At 35.4% G+C, this 6,036-nt stretch carries 5 protein-coding genes; 3 read left to right on the top strand and 2 right to left on the bottom strand.

The genetic code is table 11. From position 1 onward, the window contains the following. The first annotated feature begins 325 nt into the window (after positions 1-325). Entirely contained in the window at positions 326-1,255 is a 930-nt protein-coding gene (locus tag QXQ25_04040) for a hypothetical protein (protein ID MEM0160876.1), read from the top strand. 125 nt (positions 1,256-1,380) lie between these two features. Here QXQ25_04040 and QXQ25_04035 read toward each other — a convergent pair whose 3' ends face one another. Beyond that, the gene (locus QXQ25_04035) at positions 1,381-2,949 is read right to left on the bottom strand and encodes an aldehyde dehydrogenase family protein (protein MEM0160875.1); all 1,569 of its coding nucleotides are present in this window, start codon (positions 2,947-2,949) and stop codon (positions 1,381-1,383) included. 88 nt (positions 2,950-3,037) lie between these two features. On the opposite strand from QXQ25_04035, the gene QXQ25_04030 reads away from it, so the two are divergent. Continuing rightward, entirely contained in the window at positions 3,038-4,135 is a 1,098-nt protein-coding gene (locus QXQ25_04030; protein ID MEM0160874.1) for a DUF763 domain-containing protein, read from the top strand. Here QXQ25_04030 and QXQ25_04025 read toward each other — a convergent pair. Continuing rightward, positions 4,125-5,150, bottom strand: a complete 1,026-nt coding sequence (locus QXQ25_04025) for an ion channel (GenBank protein MEM0160873.1) — start codon at positions 5,148-5,150, stop codon at positions 4,125-4,127. The genes QXQ25_04030 and QXQ25_04025 overlap by 11 nt on opposite strands. Positions 5,151-5,443: 293 nt before the next feature. Between QXQ25_04025 and QXQ25_04020 the strand changes: the two genes are divergently transcribed. After that, the coding region (locus QXQ25_04020) for a radical SAM protein (protein MEM0160872.1) at positions 5,444-6,036 on the top strand (593 nt) is incomplete at its 3' end.

Raw genomic sequence — 6,036 nt, 5'->3', positions numbered from 1 at the left:
TGTCTATCAGTGATCTACTGGTAAACGGTTATTTCAGCAACCCCATTATAACCTTGATTTATATTAACTTTTATATTTTATGAAAGTTCGTGTAGTTCCTCCGTAAAGATCGGAATTTAAAGTTTTTCCATGAAATCATAACTGTTTCCATAAAGAAATTTTTGTAAGATTCATATAGACAATCCTATTTTTGGAGAAGAAGTAATGTTTTTAAAAATATAAATGATGCCTTTAAAGCCTTGAAATAAATGCTTTAGCAGGATAGGCCAAAAACAATTGTACCATAAATGATATATATAGTACACATAATGTCTTGTTGATCAATATGTATAAAAAAACAATAAGTCTTATAGTAATGGCGTTAGTTCTAACTTCGATATCTGTGCCTCTAGTGTCTGCATCTTCGCTGACTGTGCACGTATATCCTGCTAAGAACCAGGCAGAAATAAATGCAGTAAGTGATACAAAGATCATATTTACATACCCTAACCAGAGTTATATTTCTGATTTGCTGAACGATACAAACTATTCATATACAATGACAGTGAATATTACGCATGGAAATAGTTCAATTGCATTCTTTGAAGGATTCTTGAGAAGCCACTATACCAATATTTCTGTTGAGAACATGAGTGTGACAATGAATGTAAAAGCAGTAGCAAATACTACGACTCTCATAATAACAAAGAACATGAACATTAATATCTGGATCTCAGGAATATTCAATAAGACAAAAAATGGCACTACGATAGCAAACATGTCATGGAGAGATTTTTCAGTAAATGGTAAATTTGATGTGAATTACAATGGCAATACTTGGGACATAAATGAAGCAGGTGGAATGATGAACAATGTAATGAGAGATGATGGTTGGAACTACTTTAATATCATGTTTGAAAATAATCATTTCTTGGCAAGAAGTACTATTAATTATTCGGCTTTAAATGCGCCTTTAAAGGATTGGAACAAAAATTACGATGCAACTACAAATTCAACATCATTTACTTATGTATATAACAAAACTATCAGTTTCAATTCTTCCGTTGATTTTAATGGAGCAAAATATACCCTGAACATGAGCTATGATCCTTCTGCCACTATTGTAGTCCCAGGCTATGCTACAGCATCTGGAAATAACCTGATCATTACCCCAACAGCTCCTGCAACAACCTTCCCATATCTTCTGGTTGGAATTGCAGCTATAGTAGTTATAGTTATAGTGCTTAGTGCAGCTCTTATAATGAGACGAAAATAAAATCATTTAAGCATTAAAACTTTTTATTTTTTTATGATATAAATTTCAATGAAATCTGTTTTTTATAAAAAAAAGATTTGAACTGATAAATATAAAATGGAGCATTGAGCCCCAAACACAAATCTTTAATGAGCAATGGTCTGAGACTGCTCTCTCATAAATTGCTGTAGATAGTACGGTCCTCCTGTGCCTTTTCCAGTAGTACCACTCATTTTCCAGCCGACGAATGGCTGTGCACCTACCATTGCGCCCGTAGAGCCACCCGCAACCCTGTTTGCGTATAACACTCCAGAGTCAATGTGATCAAAAAAGTACTGGATCTCTTCTTCATTTTCAGTAAATATACCTGCTGTCAACCCGTAGTCTACCATATTTGCCTCTTCGATTGCTTCTTTTAGATCTGAAACTTCTGCAACTACCAAGATTGGCAAAAACAGTTCATTCTTAAACAGATAGTGATTTTTTGGTAGATTGTCTATTATTGTAGGCTCTACATAGTACCCATCTTTGCAAGTTCCTTCTGTGTATACTCCCCCGCCGGTGATTATAGATCCATCTTTTTTGGCCATTTCTACATATTTTTCGAAATCATCATATGCTTTTTTATTTATTACAGGGCCCAGATATGTGTTGCGGTCTGTCGGATCTCCTATCTTTAGCTGTTGTGTCTTTGCCACCAATTTATCCAGGAACTCTTTTTTTATCTCTCTGGCAATATACAATCTAGAACACGCACTGCATTTTTGACCATCGTAGCCAAACGCAGATTTGTAGACACCATCCACAGCCTTGTCTAGGTTTGCATTTTTCGTTACTATAATAGGGTTCTTGCTACCCATCTCTGCAATATATACCTTTGTCTTGAAAGCTATCGCTTTTTTCATGCCTTCAAATCCAACCGCCTTTGAGCCTGTAAAAACTATTCCAGCAACGTCAGTATTTGTGATAAGCTCATCCCCAACTACTTCTCCAGAACCCGTAACGTAATTTAATACTCCTTTCGGCAGTTTAGCTTGTTCGAGAGTCTTGAATAACAGATATGCCATCAATGGCGTGTCGCTTGAAGGTTTCAAGATCACAGTATTTCCTGTGATCAGTGCTCCGGTAGTCATACCGGTGGTAATTGCCATCGGAAAATTGAAAGGTGCAATTACACCCCACACACCATACGGTTTCAGGACGGATTTTGTGTTCTCGTTCGGAAATGCTTTAGGCGTTTTTACCACAAACCCATTATTTTTCAACAGCTCTTCAGAATAATACCTCATAAAATCTATAGCTTCATCAATATCCGCAAGTGCCTCCAACCTGTTTTTGCCATTTTCAAGGCTCATCAATGCTGCAAATTCATATTTTTTAGAGCTCATTATATCTGCTGCCTTTAAGAATATGGCAACTCGATCTTTATAGTCTATAAACTTCCATGTCTCAAACGCCTGTTTAGCCGCTGTTATGGCATCAAGTACATCTTTTTTTGTTGCTTTCTGAAACGTTCCCAGCACCAGTTTTGTATTCCCCGGACTTCGATCTTCAAATTTGTCACTGCAAAATATTTCTTTTCCATTTATGATTATAGGATAATCTTTTCCAATCTCCATCAAAACCTTTTTTACTGCCTCATCATACTGCTTGTTCATTTTGTCAAGCTCATTTTTTTTCTGCGCATTATAGAAAGTCTCTTCATTTTTAAACATGTTATCACCCGATATGCATAATAAAACATATATATATTAATTTTACTTGAAAAAAGATTATTAATGCATAAAGCATAATTAATAAATAATGCAAAAAACTGGAACTGCATATTTACCACTTCATTACGGAAAAGCGCCATCATGGCTCTTTGAGCGAATGGTGCCATTGGCAGGAGAATTGATAGAGATCATGGCACTGGAATATGGCAACGATGAAGTTTTAGCGAGGTTCTCATCTCCTTATTTTTTTCAGGCGTTCTCTATGGTTATCGGGTTTGACTGGCACTCATCCGGCACTACCACAGTAACTATGGGAGCGGTAAAAGAGGCTTTAAAGACCAGAAATGTTGGAATTGCCGTGGTGGGAGGAAAGGGAAAAGAATCCAAGAATATAGCTCAGGAGATAGAAGAACTGGATAAAGCATATAATTTAAAACAGTATGTTGAAAAATTAGTTTATGCAAGCAAGATGGCTGCAAAAGTGGATAATGTAATGGTTCAGGACGGCTTTGAGCTATATCACCATGCTATGTTAGTTACAGAGAACGGAAATTGGGCAATCATACAGCAAGGTCTCAACACAGACCAGAAATATGCAAGAAGGTATCATTGGCTCGGTAAAAATGTCAATGAATATGTAAATGAGCCTCATAGTGGTATAGAGTCGCAGATTATATTAAACAAAGTTCTGGATTTAACTGCAAAAAAAAGTGAAGAAACCAGAAAAGTAAGCGTGGATATGGTAAATGATGGAATATCTCACTTAAAGCCGTTGATAGCTAAGACCGAATCAAAAACCTTAACTCTTGACGATTTTACTGACGTTCCAGTATTAAAGATGCCCTGGAAAATAAACTGGGCAATGCTGGAAAAAGCATATCAAATTCATCCCCGCAATTATGAAGAGCTAATATCTATAAAAGGGATAGGTGAAGCAACTGTGCGAGCCCTTGCATATATTGCAGAGCTTGTATATGGTGCAGAGCCGTCTTGGCAGGATCCAGTAAAGTTCTCTTTCGCTCTGGGAGGCAAGGATGGAGTGCCCTACCCAGTTAATAGAAAAGCTTATGATGAAAGCATAGAAATTTTAAAAAATGCAGTTGAAAACGCTAAACTGGGTGATAAAACAAAGTTAAAAAGTTTAGAAAAGTTAAGGTCAATGGTTCCCGAAGACACTAAAATTTAACATGTTCACTGGCAATGTAGATTATTGAGTCATGATCTATTATCTCGTTAAAATCCGGATTTATGCGCAATCCTTTATTTCCCCTCAATGCTATGGCTATAGCATGCTTTTTTAATAAATACTGCACTGCTTCTTCATATCTTTTGCCATGCAAAAATGAAGGTAAAAAATCTTCTAAAACTTCCTGCCCCGATCTCGCAGTCAATATTTTCTCAAATACCTCTCCGGTTCCAGGATCCAGTATGCTTCTCGACAATAGCTTTGCAGAGATCTCTCCTCTGACAATATATTCATCTGCACCAGCAGTGGATGCTGGCTCTACGCTTTCTGCGGTAAGTAACTCTACCACTGCATGGCAATTACTATTGCTCTTTTTGATGTTCATCACTCCAAGTAAGCTTCTTGCATCAATAGCCGAAGCCATGTTTCCATCAATTATGGTCTCTGCAAGCACTACTGCTGACTTGGCATTTTTAATACCTGCCTTTTCTAAATCTGCGATTTTCAAACAAGAACCTTTTACGAATTCCACACCTTCAATCGGGCTCTTTTCCAAGTTTGCGAGAATAACTACTGGCTCTTCATTTTCAATTACAAGCTCTTTTACAAGCTCTTCTGCAATAGCATTCCAGTTGCATACAATAATATGTTCTTTCATCTTTATCTTTTTCTCCCCATATTTTTTTGATAGATCCGCTTCAATCATTATAGACGCAAAACTGGCAGTGAAAAAACCAAGCAATCCTATTCCCACTATCATTATCAACACTGCATTAATGCGCCCCCAAAAAGTTATTACTGGTGTGTCTCCATAACCAACAGTGGTAATAGTTTGCATTACAAACCAGAAACTGTCAAAAAGCGATTTTATTCCCGATCCGGGTGCATAACGTTCAATATAAAATTCAGAGAATGTAGCATATATAATAAATATGATTAACAATGCCGTAACTCTGAAAAAGTTCTTTTTAAGAATTTTTCTGAGCTTGCTGAATATAATAAATATCGGGATCATTTTTTCTTGAACTGTAATAATTATTTAGTATAAAAAGTTTATAAAAAAGTTTTATAGAGAAAAAATGAAATATTTGGATTTTTAAATCCAAACTATTTCTGGACTTAACAGCGGGATACTTTTTTATCATGAACTGACATAATATATATTTTTAATTCTTTGTACATCATAAATAGATATTATAAAAAACAGATTGTATGTACAAAATTAATAAATATTATTTATTAACCTTTTATATTATCGGTATAGAATCAAAACAAAGATTTATATAAAGAATTTACTAGTGTGACATAATGGTAAAATTTGTGGTGAATAATGCTAAAATAAATATAGTGTCAAAATTGGACTTGAAAAAATTGTACATAGAGCTTACAAGCTCTTGCAACTTATCATGCAAGATGTGCTATAGACGGTTTTGGAGCGAAAAAACAGGAATGATGAATGACAGTACGTTTAAAAACATATTAGATCAGATATCTGAATTTAAAAATCTAGATACTGTACATTTTGGAGGCATTGGAGAGCCATTATTTCATCCAAAATTCTTAGAATATGCAAGAATAATAAAAGATCTTGGCTATAAGTTGCACGTGTCTACAAACGGAACCTTGCTGAACGATCATTTGGCAGAAGAGTTAATACAAATAAATACTGATTTCATAACGTTCTCGTTTGATTCTTCTGAAGATGAAACATTCATGGAAATTCGTGGAATAGATAAGTCAATAGTATTCAGGAACATGAAAAACATTGCAGATAAAGTGAGAGCAAAAAACAAAGAATATCCAAAGCTGGAGCTTGAGATTGTAGCAATGAAAAGCAATATTGATCAATTGCCAAAAATCGCAGAGTTGGGGGGACAAATAGGAGTTAGCAGAATTCTCAT

It is taken from the genome of Thermoplasmata archaeon, from assembly GCA_038729465.1.
In the GTDB taxonomy this organism is placed as follows: Archaea; Thermoplasmatota; Thermoplasmata; order Thermoplasmatales; family ARK-15; genus JAVRLB01.
This window is presented reverse-complemented; position numbering and strand designations above follow the sequence as displayed.